Raw genomic sequence first — 16202 nt, forward strand, 5'->3', positions numbered from 1 at the left:
ACCACCTGACCGTGCGCACGGAGGGCGCGGTGGCAATGCCGTTATGGGAGCGTTCGCTACCATCCCGTCTCGGCGTAACGATCGGCGCTGTCCTGGTCGCCGCCGCCGTACGCTGGGCGTTGCAGCCGGCGCTAGGCGAACGGGCGCCCTATCTGCTCTTCGCGCCAGTGATCCTCGGCGCGGTATTGTGGTGCGGATCGCTCCCGGCGATTGTCGCGGCGATCCTGTCGCTGGGTTTCGGGATCTATTTCTCGGGCTATCCGAGCATTCATCCGGCCGATGTGGTCGAGGCCGCGACATTTTCGCTCGTCGCCGCCGGCGTCATCCTGCTGGGCGAAGCGATCAGGCGATCGCGCGACCGCGCCGTGGCCAGTGATCGCAATGCCGCCGCGCATGCGCGGGACGCGGCGAGCGTGGCGGAAGAACTCAATCTGCTGATCGACGGCGCGCAGGGCCATGCGATCTACATGCTCGATGCGGCCGGCTATGTGACGATCTGGAACCAGGGCGCCGAGCGGCTCAAGGGCTGGACCGAGGCTGAGGCGCTGGGACAGCATAGCTCGCTCTTCTATCCCCCGGATAGTCGCGCGTCGGGCAAGCCGGCGGCCGATCTCGCCCGCGCCTGCGCCGAGGGTCGTCTCGAGGAAGAAGACTGGCGCATCCGAAAGGACGGCCAGGAGTTTCTCGCCGCGGTGTCGCTGACGGCACTCTATGACGACAAGGGCGACCTGCGCGGCTTCGCCAAGGTCGTCTCCGATATCACCGAACGGCGCGCCGCCGAGGAGACCGCCAAGGTACGGGAAAGCCATTTGCGCTCGATCCTGTCGACCGTTCCCGACGCGATGGTGGTGATCGACGAAGCCGGGCTGATCATGTCGTTCAGCAACGCCGCGCAGAAACTGTTCGGCTATGACGAGGCCGAGCTGATCGGGCGAAATGTCAAGATTCTGATGCCGTCGCCCGACCGGGAGCGGCATGACGGCTATATCCAGCGCTACCTGGAAACGGGCGAGAAACGCATCATCGGCACCGGCCGCGTGGTGTTTGCGGCGCGCAAGGATGGCTCGACCTTCCCGATGGAGCTTTCGATCGGCGAGGCGAAAGGCGCGGCCCAGCGGATCTTCACGGGCTTCATCCGCGATCTTACCGAACGGCGCCGCACCGAGGAGCGCTTGGAGAGCCTCCAGTCCGAACTCATCCATGTTTCTCGCGTCAGCGCGATGGGAACGATGGCGTCGACGCTGGCCCATGAGCTCAACCAACCGATCGCCGCGATTGCCAATTATGTCGAAGCGGTGCGCGATCAGCTCGCCGATCTTCGGCCTGAAAATGTCGTGCTGATGCGCGAGGCGCTCGATGATGCGGCAAAGGATGCGCTTCGCGCCGGTCATATCGTCCGGCGCCTGCGCGATTTCGTCGCCCGCGGCGAAATCGAGCGGACGATCGAGCCGCTGCCCGCACTCATCAATGAAGCATCGGTCCTTGGCCTGATGGGCGCGCATGAGCGTGGGATCGAGGCAAGTTTCGACCTCGACCCTTATGCCTCGCCGGTATTCGTCGATCGGGTCCAGATCCAGCAGGTGCTGATCAATCTCATCCGCAATGCCTGTCAGGCCATGACCGACAGCCCCGAGCGCAAGCTCACGGTGACCAGCCGGCCCGACGGCGACAATATGATCCGCGTCTCGGTTGCCGATACCGGTCCCGGCATCTCTGCAGAAGTGGCCGATCGGCTGTTTACGGCATTCGTGAGCACCAAGCAGGGCGGCATGGGGCTCGGCCTTTCGATCTGCCGGACGATTGTCGAAGCCAATGACGGGCGCATCTGGGCGGAAGCGCGCGCCGGCGGCGGAACCTGTTTCCATTTCACCCTGCCCCGCGCACGGACGGAGAATTGACATGACGAGCGTACGGCTTGTTCACATCGTCGACGACGAGGAAGCGATGCGCCGGTCGACGAGCTACGCGCTCAAGACCGCGGGTTATGCGGTGACGACCTGGGCTTCGGGCGCGGCCTTTCTCAAGGAGGTCCGGCATGTCGAGCGCGGCTGCATCCTGCTCGACATCCGCATGCCCGAGATCGACGGGCTCGAGGTCCAGCAGATTCTCGCCGAGCGGGGCGTGACCATGCCGGTCGTGGTGATGACCGGGCACGGCGATATCGGGATCGCCGTGCGCGCGATGAAGGGCGGTGCGGCTGATTTCCTTGAAAAACCCTTCGAACGCACCACACTTCTGGGCGCGATTGAGGCCGCTTGCGCGCGCATTGCGCAAGCCGAGACGGTCACCGCGCGCGCTGCCGATGCGGAGGTCGTGCTCGGCGTGCTTACGCCGCGTGAACGCGATGTGCTGGACGGGCTGGCGCATGGGCTTCCCAACAAGACGATCGCTTACGACCTTGGCATATCGCCGCGCACGGTCGAGGTGCATCGCGCCAATCTGATGACGAAGCTCGAGGTTCGCAGCCTGTCCGACGCGCTGCGCATCGCATTCGCGGCCGGCATGGGGATTGATCCTTAGGGCCAATACGTAACGACGTCAGCGCCGCCGGCGGGCATTGATCCGCCGGATGGGAAAGTATGTGATGAGTACACAATCGAGGGCGCAAGCCGGGCGCAAACCCCGCATCCTGGTGGTTGAGGACGATGACAGCATGCGGCGGTCGATGCAGCTTTTCCTGCGTGGACGCGGCTTTGACGTTCTGACTTACGCGTCGGCCGGCCAGCTTCTTCGGGAAGAGAATGTCGAGGCCGCATGCCTGGTGGCCGATTACCGGCTCGGTGTGCAGGACGGCATTTCGCTTCTTGGCGCGCTGCGTGCCCGCGGATGGATGGGGCCGGCGATTCTCACGACCGGCTTTCCCTCGGAGGAACTGAGATCATCGGCGCGAACCGCCGGTTTCGATCTTTTTCTGGAAAAACCGTTCCAGGACCACGCGCTCATCAACGGCATCAACCGGCTGATCAACGCCAGCTATCATGACGTGTTCTGACGCTTGAGAAGGATGCTCGCTTCGTCACCTCCGTGGGTTGCTGGGGGAGTAGCGCGATCAGGATTTCTATCGCCGAGGCAAGCGATCCAATATTGCACGAGCGCGACCGGGACGGTCTATCTCCCTCGATCATTTTGAAACCCGGAGCAAAAGCATGGCCTTTCAACTTCCCCCGCTGCCTTACGCCAAGGATGCTTTTGGCGAGATCATTTCGGCTGAAACATTCGATTATCATCACGGCAAGCATCACAATGCCTATGTCGTGAAGGCGAACGAGCTGGTCGCCGCGAACCCGGAGTTTCAGGGCAAGTCACTCGTCGACCTCATCAAATTGACCGCCAGGTCCGGCCCCAAGGGGCTCTTCAATCAGGTCGGCCAGATCTGGAACCACAGCTTCTATTGGCTGGGGCTGTCGCCGGTGAAGAAGGAGCCAACGGGCGAACTGCTGGCTTTGATCAATGAGGGATTTGGCTCGGTCGATGGGCTCATCGACAAGCTGAAGACCGAGGCCGTGGGCCATTTCGCGAGCGGCTGGGCGGCGCTCAATCTGAAGGACGGAAAGCTCGAGGTCACCTCCTATCACGACGCGGATACACCCGTCGCGCACGGTGCCGCGCCGCTCCTGATCCTGGATGTGTGGGAGCATGCCTATTACATCGACTATAAGAATTTGCGGCCGAGCTACGCGGAGGCGATTCTGCGCAATGCGATCGACTGGGATTTCGTGGCGCAGAACCTCGACGGGAATGGGCTCAGCCGTGCCGATCAGCCAGGCTGAATTCGCTTGGCTTTGCAATTGAGCCGCGCTCGGGGAATTCTCCGGCGCGGTTCGACATTGCTTTGGCGGCTGACCGTGCCGCCGCGTTTCCGAAAGGCAACCGAAACCGCCTCTACCCCGGCCTCGACGTCCAATCGGACAGCCGCGGTGGCCGCGCCTTAGGGTCAATACGTAACGACGTGAGCGCCGCGGGCGGGCATTGATCGGCATCCACAGGATGCGAGAGATGGAAACGAAACCCAATCCGCGGTGCCGTCGCAAGCTCCGGACGCCAGTCGCGACACTCGGCGGTGGCGGACGCGGGTCCCCTCACCTTCTTTGCGAAGGAATCGCCTTCGAGGTACAGACGCGTGCGCCAGCCGATCTGCTGCAGCTCGCGGCGGTTCGAGGACGAGTTTCCGCATCTCACCACGGTGATCGAGGGGGCGAGCCCAATGTCTCACTTGTGGAAGCGCTCCATGCGCGCGGCTGGTCGGCTCAAGTCCCCCTGATTGTGGTGCATCGCCGACGCGCGCTTCAGCCGCTTCGCTCGACACCCGGCTCAGGCGCCCTCATGCCTGAGATCGAGGGCGCGCAGGCGCTCGTAAGCGTGATCGCCGATCTGGTGAAACGCGCGCGGAACACAATGACATGACCGGCCGCCACCTCCGATCGGCGATCAGCGGCGGCCTGGCGCAACTTCCGGCGTTCGACCGGCTTTCTCCGCGCGAGCGCGAGGTGCTCGACAATATCGTCCGGGGTCTCACCAATCGTGCGATCGGACAGGCGCTCGGGATCAGCCACCGAACGGTCGAGATCCATCGCGCGCATATCATGCGAAAACTCAACGCCTCCTCCTTCGCCGGCCTGATCGCGATTGCATTGGGGCAACAGCCCGCGGGCCGCGCGCTTCACCATGGAGAGTCCGATGTCAGACATGACGCCAGCCGATCTGCACCACCTGATCGTGGTGGGGCATCCGGAGCGAAATAGCTTCAACCACGCGGCCGCCGCCGCTTATGCCGATATGGTCCGGCAGTGCGGTCAATCACCGACGATCCGCGACCTTTACGCGATCGGTTTCGACCCGTTGTTGCGTTCGACCGAGCGGCCGGAGAGCAAAGACTTTCACCTGTCGCCGGACGTCGAATGGGAGCTGGAACTGGTGCGAACGGCCAGCATCATCACGCTGGTTTATCCGATCTGGTTCGGCATGCCTCCCGCGATCATCACGGGATATATCGATCGTGTGCTCGGCGCGGGGCTTACCGCCACGGCGATCCGCCACAATCAGCCGCATGAGATGCTGGCGAACAAATATTTCGTGCTGATCACGACGTCAGGTTCAACGCTGCCCTGGCTTGCTGAACGGGGGCAATGGGAAGGGATGCGCGAAGCGTTCGATTCCTATCTTGAAACGATCTTCTCCTTCGCAGCCGTCGAGCATGAACACCTCGACTCGATCGTTTCCCCATTATCTCCGGATTATGCTGCCCAGTGCCTGGGACGCATCGCCGATCGCGCGAGGCAAGCCTGCAGCGCGGTATTGTGCCGCGCACATGAGCAACAGAAAATCGAAAAGCTCAGACATTTTCATGAACACTGAGCCTGCTAGCCGATACTTCTATAACAATATGATTCGCAACTGCCTGCTAGTATCACGGGATTTTCGCCCATCTGAGACAATCATGCATATCCAAGGATCAAGAGATGTTGAAAGATCTTTCCGGAAACGCCGATATTATCATCGTATCCGTTTCGGGGCACCTCGACAAACAGGATGTCGAACGGATCATGGAGCGGCTCGATGCGGCATTTGCGCTCGGCGGCAAGGTTCACATCTTTGCGGAGGTAACGGATTTCGCGGGGATGCCAGCTGACGCATGGATCAGCGATATCAGCCACGGGCTGCGCTATCTTACCCGCCTCAACCAGTTTGGCCGGGTCGCGATCGTCAGCAACCAGAATTGGATTCGCACCGCCTCGCGCATCGAAAGCGCATTGCTGCCGCTGGTTTCCTATGAGGTCTATCCGCCTGAGCAACGCGATCACGCGCTCGCCTGGGTGAAAGGCGAAAGCGATACGCCCCGCCCTGCCGCCGTGAGTATCACAAGCGACAAGGGGATCACGACGCTCAAAGTGAGCGGCAGGATCACACGTGAAAGCGGCGATGTGGTGCACGGCTATCTTGCTGACGCGGCCAAGAGCGACGCTGCGCTCAGGATCCTGACGGACATTCGAGGCTATGACGGTTTCGATCCCGCCATGCTGCTGGATCCCAGATATCTTGAACTGAAGCTTATGCTGCTGCGTCACGTCTCTTGCTACGCCGTGCTTGGGGGCCCGAAGTGGATGAAGCGCATCGTTGAACTATCGGCGCCGCTCCTGCGCATGAAAATGCGCCATTTCGAAGCCAACGAAGAGCAAGCCGCGCTTCACTGGCTTGGCGAGGACGGGGACGCTGAAGCCGCCTAGTTCTTTCGCGCACAGGGCGCGTCAGCCCTCACCAAGGCGTATGACTTCATTGCACAGAGCCAATGGCGCCAGTCGATGACTGACCAGCAAAACCCCCTGCCCGGATCGGTCGAGCCAGCCGCGCAGTCCCGCGACCAACCTTGCTTCGGTGCCCGCGTCGAGCCCTTCGCTCGGTTCATCGAGCAGCAGCCACGGGCGCGCGGCGAGCAAGCCCCGCGCCACCGCGAGGCGCTTGCGCTGCCCGCCCGAAAGCTGGGCACCATCCTCGCCGATCCACTGGTCAAGCCGATCCGGCAGCGCCCTGACCTCCTGATCGAGACATGCCGTCGACAGCGCCTCCCAGATCTCGTTCTCGCCGATACCCGCACGGGCGAGGCGAAGGTTGTCGAGAATCGTTCCGGCGATCAGCATCGGGTCCTGCGGCACCAGCGCGAATTGCTGCCGCAGCCGGTAGAGCCCCATTTCAGCGACCGCATGCTCGCCGACGACAATCTCTTGCGGGGCGTCGGCACGTAATCCGGCGAGCGTGGCGAGCAACCGCGTTTTTCCGCAGCCTGACGGGCCGACGATCGCCACCCGCGCGCCGGGCATGAGGCGGTGCGTCTCGCCGGACGTGATGATCGTGAGACTGGGAACCGCCGGCAAAGCTAAAACCGGATCGGACACGCCCACGGCTGCGACCATTTCCAGTCGGGCGCTTGCTTCGTCGACCGACGGGGCACGGATCTGCGCGCGCGCATAGCCTGCAATGGACTCTCCCGCGGCAACCGCGGCCAAAGCCGCCATCGCCGCCAGCGCGGCCCCGCCATGCGCCGTTGCGAGCGCCAGCGCGCCGGCGATACCGGCCGCCGCCGTCGGGATCGTCGCAATCGCCGCTTCCGCGCGTGCCAGCCTGAATTGCGCGTCGTCGTGACGCGCCGCGACATGCTCGAGCTCCGAGGAGACCCGCGCGATGAGGTCGTAGACGGCGATCTCTCCCGCAGCGGCGGCATATTCGGCAAGGGCAACCTTGAGATCGACCGATGCGGCGGCTTCGCGCCGCGCCAGATCCGGCAGCATCCGCCGGACCAGCCAGCTGGTCATCACGCAGGCCCCGACAAGGCACAGCATGACGCCAAGCGCCGGGATAACCCCGGTGACCGCCGCCAGGAACACGGCAACCGACAGACCCGCAAATGCGCCGGCGATCTGCGGCGCGCGAATGACACGGTCCTCGAGTTGATCGACGTTGCGGCCGAGGAGGCTCGCCCCCTCCCCGCCCGACAAGCGCAATCGCCCGCTCGCTTCCGCCGCGGCCGCCCTGCCGAACAACGTCGTGCGCAGCGACGCGAGGGTGCCCAGCGCGGCCCGGTGGCTCAGCAACCGTTCGAAATAGCGCCCGGCGGTGCGCAGGATCGCGAGCAAGCGGATCGTGGCGGCAGGAACGAGATAATTGAACCCGCGCGCCATCGTCGGCCCGGCGGTGCCAGCGATCGCGGCAGCGGTGATGAACCAGCCCGAAAGGGCGAGCAGCGCAATCGTCGCGACCGCGACCAGGATGCCGCTCAACAGGGCGAGCCGGCGCGTCCGGCGCCACGGCGCGGCGCTTGCCGTCAGCAGCGCGGAGAGCCCGGCCGCGTTCATGCAATCGCAACCGTGCGCGTCGCGGCGGCGATCAGCACTGGATCGTGTGTCGCCGCAAGGATCGCGTGAGACGTGCTTAGCGTCTGCAAAAGGGCGACGATCGATGCGGCGGTGGCGCCGTCGAGATCGGCGGTCGGCTCGTCGAGCAGCAACACCGGGCGACGCGACAGCAGCACGCGCGCCAGCGCGAGACGCCGCCGCTCGCCGCCCGACAGCCCCGCGCCGCGCGGATCGATCCAGGTGTCGAGGCCCGCGGGGCGCGTGGCAAGCAGCGCGCCGAGCCCTGCGCGATGGGCCGCGCCTTCGATGGCGGCCCGATCCTCGTTAGGGTGGGCGAGCGCGATATTGTCGGCGATCGTTCCGGGAAGCAGCACGACATGCTGACCGGCCCAGCCGATCGACGCATTGGCCGCGCCAGGCAGAAATGCCTCCCTGCCCGCGGACAGTCCGCCCTCGGAGAGCGGCGCAAGCCCGACGATCATCTGCAACAGCGAGGATTTGCCGCTTCCAGTCGGTCCGGTGAGCGCCACCAGTTCGCCGCACGCGACCGACAGGCTGAACGGGCCGACCTTCCGGCCTGCGCCATAATCGATCACGCCATCCTCGATCTCGATCGCGTCGATCGGGCCGACACGGCGCGCTGGCTCGGGCGGCGCCTGTACGGCGCGCGCGCGGATCACGGCCTCCGCTGCCTCGCCGAGCTGCTTTTCATGATAAGCGGCGGCGAGGCGGCGCAGCGGCAGATAGAATTCCGGCGCGAGCGCGAGCGCGAAAAATGCCCGCGGCAAGTCGAGATGCTCGGGAACCGGGAACGGCAGCAGGCCCAGGAGATTGAAGCCACAATAGACCGCGACCAGCGCGACCGAGATCGCGGAGAAGAACTCGATCGTGCCCGACGAGAGAAAAGCGATCTTGAGAACGGCGTAAGTGCGGTCCGCCACTTCGCCGGTGGCCGTTTCGACCTGGCGGGTAACGCGATCCTCCGCGCCGAATGCGAGGATGATCGGCAGCGAGCGGACCCGGTCGACGAACAGCCCCGAGAGTCGGGCGAGCGCCGCCACCTGCGCATCGGCGGCACGTCGTGCCGCGCCGCCAGCGAGCGCCATGCCGAGCGCGAACGGTATCAATGTCATGATCAGAATTGCGGCCGAGACCGGGCTCGCCAGCGCGACCAGCGCGGCGATCACCAAGGGCGCGATCGCTGCCGCGCGCTTGATCGGCTCGAAGCGCCCATAATAGCCGGTAAGCGCGGAGACCTGGTCGACCGCAACCGCCAGTTCCTCGCCGAGCAGCCGCCGCGCCGAGCGCCGGGAACGCAGCAGCTGCGGGAACAACGCCGCACGAACCTGCGATTTGGCCCGATTCGCGGCGGTGACCCCGGCGACTTCCGCCCGCGCCTGTACCGCCGAGCGAATCAGTACCGCGGCGATCATCGCGGCCGCACCGACTACGGGCCAATACGTATAGCCGGCCAGCACGGCCTTGAGCGATAGCGCGAGCGCCGCAGCGAACAAAGCCGCGGCGGCGGCATCGAATATCCACCACAGCGACGGCGCGAAGGCCCCGCGCCGCGGGATCGTTAACGTCATAGTTCCTTCATCTGCTTGCATAAATATCGAATTACAAATATCCAGCGTTTCGCCGGACGGCAATGCTGAGCCTCAAAGAAGGATCTTGCCATGGATATGGCCGTCATCGAGCTGTCGCGGCTCCAGTTCGCGCTTACTGCACTCTATCATTTTCTATTTGTGCCGTTGACGCTCGGCCTGTCCTTTCTCCTGGTCATCATGGAAAGTCTCTACGTCATGACCGATCGTCCGGTCTGGCGACAGATTACCCGCTTTTGGGGGAAATTATTCGGCATCAACTTCGTGCTGGGAGTCGCGACCGGCCTCACCATGGAGTTTCAGTTCGGTACGAACTGGGCTTATTATTCGCATTACGTGGGTGACATCTTCGGCGCGCCGCTCGCGATCGAAGGGCTGATGGCCTTTTTCCTTGAGGCGACGTTCGTTGGCCTGATGTTCTTCGGCTGGGACAAATTGTCCAAGCAGGCGCATCTTTTTGTGACCTTCATGGTCGCGCTGGGCACGAACCTTTCGGCGCTGTGGATTCTGATCGCCAACGGCTGGATGCAGCATCCCGCGGGCGCCGCCTTCAATCCGGCGACAATGCGCATGGAAGTGACCGATTTTACCGCGGTGATCTTCAATCCCGTCGCCCAGGCGAAATTCGTCCATACCGTGAGCGCTGGCTATGTCGCCGCATCGGTGTTCGTCCTTGGCATTTCGGCGCTGTTCCTGCTGCGCGGGCAATGGCTGCCGCTGGCACGCCGGTCGTTCACCGTCGCCGCGGCGTTCGGGCTCGCTTCGTCGCTATCGGTCGTCGTACTGGGCGACGAGAGCGGCTATGCGCTGACCGACAACCAGAAGATGAAGCTCGCCGCGATCGAGGCGATGTGGCACACCGAACCCGCCCCCGCCGGCTTCGCCGCCTTCGGCCTGCCGAGCAACAAGGCACGCGAGACCGCGTTCGAGATCAAGATTCCCTATGCGCTCGGGCTGATCGCCACGCGCAGCGTCACCGGCGAGGTGACCGGCATCACCGAACTGGTCGAGGACGCCAAGGCCAAGATCGGCAGCGGCATCCTCGCTTATGATGCAGTCGAGCATCTCAAGCTCAATCGCGCCGATCCGGCGGCCCGTGCGAGCTTCGAGGAGAATAAGGGCAATCTCGGCTATGCATTGCTGTTGAAGCGCTTCGTTGCCGATCCGCGCCGCGCCGATCGTGCGACGATCGAAAGGGCCGCCTGGACCACGGTGCCCAACGTGCCCGCGATGTTCTGGATCTTCCGCGTCATGGCGGGGCTCGGTTTCTTCTTCATCGCCTTTTTCGGTCTGGCGTTCGTCTTCGCCACCAGGCGGCAATTCGATCGGCGCTGGTTTCTTCGCGCGGCCTTATGGGTCATCCCGCTTCCGTGGGTCGCGATCGAGTTCGGCTGGATCCTCGCCGAGATCGGGCGCCAGCCCTGGGCGATCGACGGCGTCCTGCCGACCTTCCTCGGCGCGTCCGATCTCACCGTCCCGCAGCTCTGGACGACGATCGCCGGGTTCACCGCGCTCTACGGCACGCTTGCGGTGGTCGAGGTGCGGCTGATGGTCGAGGCGATCCGCAAGGGACCCGAGCCCGTCGCCGCACCGGCAGAAGCAACACCGCGCGATCCGGGCGGCTATGCCCCGCTCGCAGCCGATTAAGGAGATTGTGAGATGACAATCCCGCTCGATTATGAGGTGCTGCGGGTGATCTGGTGGGCGCTGATGGGCGTGCTGCTGATCGGCTTCGCGCTCACCGACGGCTTCGATCTCGGGGTCGCCGCGCTACTTCCCTGGGTCGCGAGGGGCGACGAGGAGCGGCGGCTGGTGATCAACACGATCGCGCCGACCTGGGAGGGCAATCAGGTCTGGCTGATCCTCGGTGCGGGCGCGATCTTCGCAGCCTGGCCATTCGTCTATGCGGTGAGCTTCTCGGGTTTCTACCTCGCGATGTTCCTGGTGCTGTCGGCGCTGATCCTTCGCCCGGTGGGGTTCAAGTATCGCTCCAAGCGGACGAGCACGCGCTGGCGCAGCGGGTGGGACTGGGCATTGTTTATCGGCGGCCTTGTCCCGGCGCTCGTGTTCGGCGTTGCGGTCGGCAACGTGCTGATGGGCGCGCCTTTCCGCTTCGACAGCGACCTTCGCCTCCATTATGAGGGCGGCCTGCTCGGACTGTTCACGCCGTTCACGCTGATCGCCGGCCTCCTCTCGGTCGCGATGCTTGTTCTCCACGGTGCCGGCTGGCTTTCGCTCAAGATCGAGAAAGGCGCGGTGCTGGAACGCGCGCAGCGGTTTGGCGCGGTCGCGGCGGTAGTCGCGATCCTGCTCTACGCCACGGGCTTTGCGATGCTCGCCTGGGGGAATATCGGCTACACCATCACCAGCGCGCCCCACCACGCGAACCCGTCAAATCCGCTCGATACCACCACGGCCCAGGTCGCGAAGGGGTGGCTTGCCAACTATGCCTCTTATCCGTGGCTGTGGCTCGCGCCGCTGCTCGGGTTCCTTGGTCCGGCGATCGCGTGGGCTGGAATCGCGCGGCGTCAGGATCTGCTCGTCTTCGCAGGTTCGAGCCTGGCGACGATCGGCATCATTTCCAGCGTCGGCGCGTCGATGTTCCCGTTCATCCTGCCGAGCTCGATCGACCCTACTTCCAGTCTCACGGTGTGGAACGCATCATCGAGCCATATGACCTTGTGGATCATGCTGCTGGTCACGCTCGTGCTGCTGCCGGTCGTGCTCATCTATACGAGCTGGGCATTCAAGGTGATGTTCGGCCGGGTCACGCTCGGCGATGTGCGAAGCAACCCCGACTTCTATTGAGGGCATTTCTCCATGTGGTATTTTTCCTGGGTGCTGGGGCTCGGCCTCGCGGTTGCCTTCGCCATTCTCAACGGACTGTGGCACGAGGTCCATTCGGTCCCGGGCGAGGAATAAGCGCCGGGCGCTAGGCCAGTATCGCCTGGACCCAGCGCACCAGCGCCACGCGATCCACCAGCCCAGACTGTCGCCCAAGCTCGCGCCCGCCCTTGAACAAGGCGATGGTCGGGATCGACTGGATCGAATAGCGAGCCGCAAGCGCCTGCTCCGCCTCGATATCGACCTTGGCCAACCGAACCGCAGGTTCAAGCGCCGCTGCAGCTGCTTCGAATTGCGACGCCATCATGCGACATGGGCCGCACCACTCGGCCCAGAAATCGACCAAAACCGGCAGGGTCCCAAGTCGCATCAACCGATCGAACCCCGCATTATCGATCGCGACCGGCTTTCCGTTGAACAGCGGCTTTTCGCACTTCCCGCACAAGGGCGTTTCGCGCAAACGTGCGGGCGGGACACGGTTTGCAGTGGCGCATGCCGGGCAGATCACGATTTCGGATTCGGCCATTTTCACCCTCCACAAACAATGGTGGCAGCGCGATATCGAGCTGGCCTGGTCTGTTTATCACGACCGGCGGCCCTGGCGGCACCGCGCACCCCCGTTGACACTGACAATCCATCCGGCTTTGCCCGCGGTTCAGGGCAATTCCCCTTCTCGCTCCCTCGCATCGGCGTGAGGCGCGAATTTACGCCAGTCGACCTGCGCGAGCCCGGCCAATAAGAGGATCATGCCGACCTGAAGCGCGATGCCCCAGGGGCTGGTGAGCGAATTGGCGAACGCACCTCCGAGCGATGTGCCGCGTAACGTCTTGGCCGAGGCGGCGTAGACCGAATAGGAAATCAGCCGCCCGGTAAAGAATGCCGCGGTGAACCCCAGGAGGCGGATCCCCGCCAGCCCCGCTGCTTCAAAGAGCTGCGCGGACGGGAGCGGCGAGAGTGCGAAAAGGCCAAGCCCGATGATCACGCCGTGGCGGCGGTGCTCCAATATTTGACGCGCGCCTTCGAGATTGCCCTTCAATCTTTTGGGCAGCCGACCGCGCAAATACCGAAAGCCATGGGCCAGCGCCAACCGGCCGCTCGCCGCGGCAGCAGCGCTGATCAACACGATTGCGGCGGTCGGCACATCGCTATTGAGGCCGTAGAAAACGATGATCGACCAGGTCGGCGGTCCGAACGCGGGGAGCAGGTTGATCCCGAATACGATCAAGAAAAGAAGCAAAGCAGCAATCATGGCATCTGCGATCGCTCGCTCGGGACGATAGCGTCAATCCGGATTTCTACGAGCGTAACCGCCCGCCGTTCCTGCCGGAACGAGCGCAACGAATGTCGCTCCGCCCAGCGCTGCAAAGGCGGCCCCGTAAAGAAACACGCTGGCGTGGCCGATACGGTCCCACAGCAGGCCGCCGACCAGCCCCGCGATCAATCCGGAAAGGCCGATCGCTGCGCTATACCAGCCGATGCCGCTGGCACGCAGATGGTCAGGCACAAGATCGCTGACCAGCGCCTTGCCAACGGCGCGAAAAATCCCCTGAAAGGCACCATACAGGACAAAGAGGACCGCGGCCCAGCTGAGGCTCGGGGCGAAGGCGAAGCCGAGGTAGGTAAGGAGGAAGATCGCATAGGCGCCGATCAGCAATTCGCGGCGACCAACGCGATCGGCGATCGCGCCGGCCGGATAGGATACCAGCGCGGCGACGAGATTGAACCCGGCGTAGATCAGCACTGTCGTTACGAGCGACGCGCCGAGTTCGCGCGTCTTGAGGATCAGAAACGCATTGCTCGAATTGCCGATGCCAAACACGAGCGTCGCGATCAGATAACGCCGATACGAACGGGGAAGGTGCGACAGGCTGACCTCGATTTTTGCCCTGGCCTGCACCTCGGCAGTGCGCTCACGCACCAGCACGACCGTCGCGAACGCCAGCAAACCAGGAAATATTGCGAGGAAGAAAATCGTCCGGAGTTCGATATGGAGAAGCAGCAGGAGCCCAACCGTGATCAGCGGCCCTAGAAATGCGCCGAGATTGTCACCGACACCCTCGAGCCCGAACGCGCGACCGCGGCTTACTCTGTCGGCCGAGGCGGCGATCAGCGCATCGCGCGGTGCCGAACGTACCCCGGTACCAAGCCGATCGAGAAATCGCGCGCCCAGGACGCCCTGCCAGGCGCTCGAGACGCCGATCAATGGCTTGGCGAGCGCCGCCATCGCATAGCCCGCCAGCGCAATTGGCTTGCGGCATTGCAGCTTGTCGGAAAGGCTGCCCGAGATTCCCTGGATCAGGTTCTGCGCGCCGGTCGCCGCGCCTTCGATCGCGCCCACCACCAGCCCCGTCGCGCCGAGCGTCTGGGTCAGATAGACCGGCAGGACCGGATAGAGCATCTCGGTCGAGATATCGGTGAACAGGCTTGCCAGTGCGAGCAGCCAGCTGTCGCGGGTGAGGCCTTTGAACGAAGAGGCAATATGAGGTTGACTCATGGTCTCCCGATCACGCTAAATGCTCGTGCCAACCAACCGTCCAATTCCGGCCGTAATGGCCATCGCCAGCGCGCCCCAGAATACGACCCGCATGACCGGTTTCCAAGGTTGGGCGCCGCCTGTCGTTGCGCCAACCGCGCCGAGAAGCCCAAGAAACAGGATTGTCCCTGCCGCTTCGCCGATCACGATCATCGACACAGGCAGCACTGCCGCAAGCAGGAGGGGCAGCAAGGCGCCTGCAGTGAAGGTTATCGCTGATGTAAAGGCAGCGACGATCGGACGCGCGGCGGTCAGGTCGGTGATGTGCAACTCGTCGCGCGCGTGGGTCTCAAGCGCATTGAAGGCCGTCATCTGCTCGGCGACGGCGCGGGCCGTAGCCTGGTCGACGCCTCGGGACACATAAATGTGGGTCAGCTCGTCGAGTTCCGCCGCGGGAATGGTTGCCAGTTCATGCCGTTCTTTCGCCAGCTCGGCATGCTCAGTGTCAGCCTGTGAGCTTACCGACACATATTCGCCTGCGGCCATCGACATCGCTCCTGCCACCAGTCCCGCGACGCCCGCGACAAGCACTGCCGGCCGAGCAGCACCGGATGCCGCCACGCCCAGGATAAGGCTTGCCGTCGACACAATGCCGTCATTTGCTCCAAGGACCGCAGCACGCAGCCAGCCGATCCTTGACACGAGATGCTGTTCCCGATGCGTCCTCATTCGGCGGCTTCCCTCTTATGTCGGCATCATGCCGAGTCCCTGCAGGCATAAGGGTCTCTCAAGCGCCGCGGATATCGGGAATAATACGAAAGTTGCCTGCGATCGATGGGGCGGTGACGTGCCAATTACTCGACGGCGCCGTTGGAGCGCCTCGCCTGCCTGTGTCGAGCGGCGCAGGCTCCGGCTCTTTGATCAACATTAGAACCTGAACTCGTCAGTCATACCGCCTCAAGCGCGCGCTAGTTCCCGCCACCCTCGCCTCCCTTTGCGATCACCAGGCCCTAGAGCGCGTGTTTGCCCGGGCGCCAACATTCGCAATTGCCGTAGCGTCTCGACCTCCTCTGGATGGCGATCCAGAATTTCGAGGAGGCCAACCGCAGCGTCGCTGGGCGGGGTCGCGCCGCTTTCGTACTTCTGAAACGCCCGTCGACCACCCCCGATGATCCGCCCTGCTTCTTCCTGCGTGAGCTTGAGACGCTTGCGAACCGCCCGCACGCGCTCGGCATAGGCGGCGCGCAATTCCACATACGCATCGTTCGCCACTTTGAGGTCGGCACCGCTGTGGATCGAATCGCTGTCGTCATCCGGATACCAGCCGGGGACCTCGACGGCGCGCGACAGGGAACCAACCGAAACGATCTGCTGCCGTACACCCCGCTGCAGCACCTTTCCGGTCTCCGGATGAATGCGCGTCTCGGTCAC

Annotated in this window: 17 protein-coding genes; 10 read left to right on the forward strand and 7 right to left on the reverse strand. The window is 63.9% G+C overall.

The window, feature by feature from the left end; translation table 11 throughout:
- The first annotated feature begins 35 nt into the window (after positions 1–35).
- From NED98_RS07965 to NED98_RS07995, 7 genes are all read left to right on the forward strand, one after another.
- Complete coding sequence (locus tag NED98_RS07965; protein ID WP_265312817.1) at positions 36–1898, forward strand: PAS domain S-box protein; 1863 nt, start codon at positions 36–38, stop codon at positions 1896–1898.
- Position 1899: 1 nt separating this feature from the next.
- Positions 1900–2520, forward strand: a complete 621-nt coding sequence (locus tag NED98_RS07970; RefSeq protein ID WP_265312523.1) for a response regulator transcription factor — start codon at positions 1900–1902, stop codon at positions 2518–2520.
- Positions 2521–2584: 64 nt separating this feature from the next.
- Positions 2585–2992 (forward strand): response regulator, encoded by a 408-nt coding sequence (locus NED98_RS07975; RefSeq protein ID WP_265312524.1) that lies wholly within the window; start codon positions 2585–2587, stop codon positions 2990–2992.
- A gap of 154 nt (positions 2993–3146) precedes the next feature.
- Positions 3147–3770 (forward strand): superoxide dismutase, encoded by a 624-nt coding sequence (locus NED98_RS07980; RefSeq protein WP_265312525.1) that lies wholly within the window; start codon positions 3147–3149, stop codon positions 3768–3770.
- 630 nt (positions 3771–4400) lie between these two features.
- Positions 4401–4742, forward strand: a complete 342-nt coding sequence (locus NED98_RS07985; RefSeq protein ID WP_265312526.1) for a response regulator transcription factor — start codon at positions 4401–4403, stop codon at positions 4740–4742.
- Positions 4678–5355: an NAD(P)H-dependent oxidoreductase gene (locus NED98_RS07990; RefSeq protein WP_265312527.1), complete on the forward strand. Its 678-nt coding sequence runs from the start codon at positions 4678–4680 to the stop codon at positions 5353–5355. Before NED98_RS07985 ends, NED98_RS07990 begins: the two co-directional genes overlap by 65 nt.
- Before the next feature lie 104 nt (positions 5356–5459).
- On the forward strand, positions 5460–6224 hold the full coding sequence (locus tag NED98_RS07995; RefSeq protein ID WP_265312528.1) for a SpoIIAA family protein: 765 nt from the start codon (positions 5460–5462) through the stop codon (positions 6222–6224).
- A gap of 21 nt (positions 6225–6245) precedes the next feature.
- Here the strand turns inward: NED98_RS07995 and NED98_RS08000 are convergent, their stop codons facing one another.
- Complete coding sequence (locus NED98_RS08000; RefSeq protein ID WP_265312529.1) at positions 6246–7847, reverse strand: amino acid ABC transporter ATP-binding/permease protein; 1602 nt, start codon at positions 7845–7847, stop codon at positions 6246–6248.
- Positions 7844–9436: an ABC transporter ATP-binding protein/permease gene (locus tag NED98_RS08005; protein WP_265312530.1), complete on the reverse strand. Its 1593-nt coding sequence runs from the start codon at positions 9434–9436 to the stop codon at positions 7844–7846. Before NED98_RS08005 ends, NED98_RS08000 begins: the two co-directional genes overlap by 4 nt.
- Before the next feature lie 90 nt (positions 9437–9526).
- On the opposite strand from NED98_RS08005, the gene NED98_RS08010 reads away from it, so the two are divergent.
- Genes NED98_RS08010 through cydX form a run of 3 tightly spaced genes read left to right on the forward strand, consistent with a single transcriptional unit; the run spans position 9527 to position 12376 of the window.
- On the forward strand, positions 9527–11101 hold the full coding sequence (locus tag NED98_RS08010; RefSeq protein ID WP_265312531.1) for a cytochrome ubiquinol oxidase subunit I: 1575 nt from the start codon (positions 9527–9529) through the stop codon (positions 11099–11101).
- Between the two features lie 12 nt (positions 11102–11113).
- A complete protein-coding gene (gene cydB, locus NED98_RS08015) occupies positions 11114–12262 on the forward strand; it encodes a cytochrome d ubiquinol oxidase subunit II (RefSeq protein ID WP_265312532.1) in 1149 nt (382 codons plus the stop codon).
- A 12-nt stretch (positions 12263–12274) separates the two neighbouring features.
- On the forward strand, positions 12275–12376 hold the full coding sequence (cydX, locus tag NED98_RS08020; protein WP_265312533.1) for a cytochrome bd-I oxidase subunit CydX: 102 nt from the start codon (positions 12275–12277) through the stop codon (positions 12374–12376).
- A 10-nt stretch (positions 12377–12386) separates the two neighbouring features.
- Here the strand turns inward: cydX and trxC are convergent, their stop codons facing one another.
- From trxC to NED98_RS08045, 5 genes are all read right to left on the reverse strand, one after another.
- A complete protein-coding gene (trxC, locus tag NED98_RS08025) occupies positions 12387–12824 on the reverse strand; it encodes a thioredoxin TrxC (RefSeq protein ID WP_265312534.1) in 438 nt (145 codons plus the stop codon).
- 129 nt (positions 12825–12953) lie between these two features.
- The gene (locus NED98_RS08030; RefSeq protein ID WP_265312535.1) at positions 12954–13535 is read right to left on the reverse strand and encodes a hypothetical protein; all 582 of its coding nucleotides are present in this window, start codon (positions 13533–13535) and stop codon (positions 12954–12956) included.
- Positions 13536–13580: 45 nt separating this feature from the next.
- Entirely contained in the window at positions 13581–14792 is a 1212-nt protein-coding gene (locus NED98_RS08035; RefSeq protein WP_265312536.1) for an MFS transporter, read from the reverse strand.
- A 15-nt stretch (positions 14793–14807) separates the two neighbouring features.
- Positions 14808–15500: a VIT1/CCC1 transporter family protein gene (locus NED98_RS08040; protein ID WP_265312537.1), complete on the reverse strand. Its 693-nt coding sequence runs from the start codon at positions 15498–15500 to the stop codon at positions 14808–14810.
- A gap of 228 nt (positions 15501–15728) precedes the next feature.
- On the reverse strand, positions 15729–16202 hold the full coding sequence (locus NED98_RS08045) for a type II TA system antitoxin MqsA family protein (RefSeq protein ID WP_265312538.1): 474 nt from the start codon (positions 16200–16202) through the stop codon (positions 15729–15731).

This window comes from Sphingomonas lycopersici, from assembly GCF_026130605.1.
GTDB lineage: Bacteria > Pseudomonadota > Alphaproteobacteria > Sphingomonadales > Sphingomonadaceae > Sphingomonas > Sphingomonas lycopersici.